At 65.3% G+C, this 805-nt stretch carries 1 protein-coding gene; it reads left to right on the forward strand.

The window, feature by feature from the left end; all coding sequences use genetic code 11:
- Positions 1-154: 154 nt before the first annotated feature.
- Positions 155-766 (forward strand): YqiA/YcfP family alpha/beta fold hydrolase, encoded by a 612-nt coding sequence (locus OQE62_RS19360; protein ID WP_265723688.1) that lies wholly within the window; start codon positions 155-157, stop codon positions 764-766.
- Positions 767-805: the final 39 nt, after the last annotated feature.

An 805-nucleotide genomic window follows, 5' to 3' on the forward strand; every position in this document is an offset into this window, starting at 1 on the left:
GACTCGGGACTCGGGACTCGGGACTCGGGACTCGGGACTCGGGACCGCGGAACTCCAGCTCGGCCTGCGGGCCGCAGGCCCGCCCGGCCGAACATAAGGTTCGCCCCTACGCCCGACTCCCGCGCTATAATCCCGCCCCATGTCCGAACCATCGATGAAAAAACGCCCGCTGCTCCTCTACCTGCACGGCTTCCTGTCCTCACCGCAATCCCACAAGTGCCAGCTGATGCGCGACTGGCTGGCCGCCGAACATCCGCGTATCGTCTTCTGTGCCCCGCAGATTTCCCCCTACCCGGAAATCGCCAGGCAGTCGCTGCTGAGCCTGGTGGATGGCTTTGTGAACAGCGGTGAATTCGATTCCATCGGCCTGGTGGGCAGTTCCATGGGGGGCTTCTGGTCCAGGTACCTGGCCGAGCGCCACGAGCTGCCGGCGGTGCTGGTAAACCCGGCCGTGCACCCGGCCCGCTTTATGCCGCACTACCTGGGGCCGACACTGACCCCCTACAGCGGCGAGCCCCGGGAGTATCGCCTAACCCAGTCGGACGTTGATACCATGCGCCGTCTGGAAGCGGAGCTGCAGCCGCCGCTCGCCGGCCGTTACTGGCTGCTGGCCCAGCGCGGCGACGAAACCCTGGATTGCCGCGAGGCGGAAGACTTCTACCGGGGCCAGCGGCACACCATCGAGGACGGCGGCGACCACGGGTTTCAGGGCTTTGCGCGCTACTGTGCCCCGATCGTCGAATTCCTCTTCGGAAATTCGATCTAGTGGGCCGTGCGTAAAGTTGTGTAACAAAGGAGCACAGCC

This window comes from Microbulbifer halophilus (assembly GCF_026183675.1).
Lineage (GTDB): Bacteria > Pseudomonadota > Gammaproteobacteria > Pseudomonadales > Cellvibrionaceae > Microbulbifer > Microbulbifer halophilus.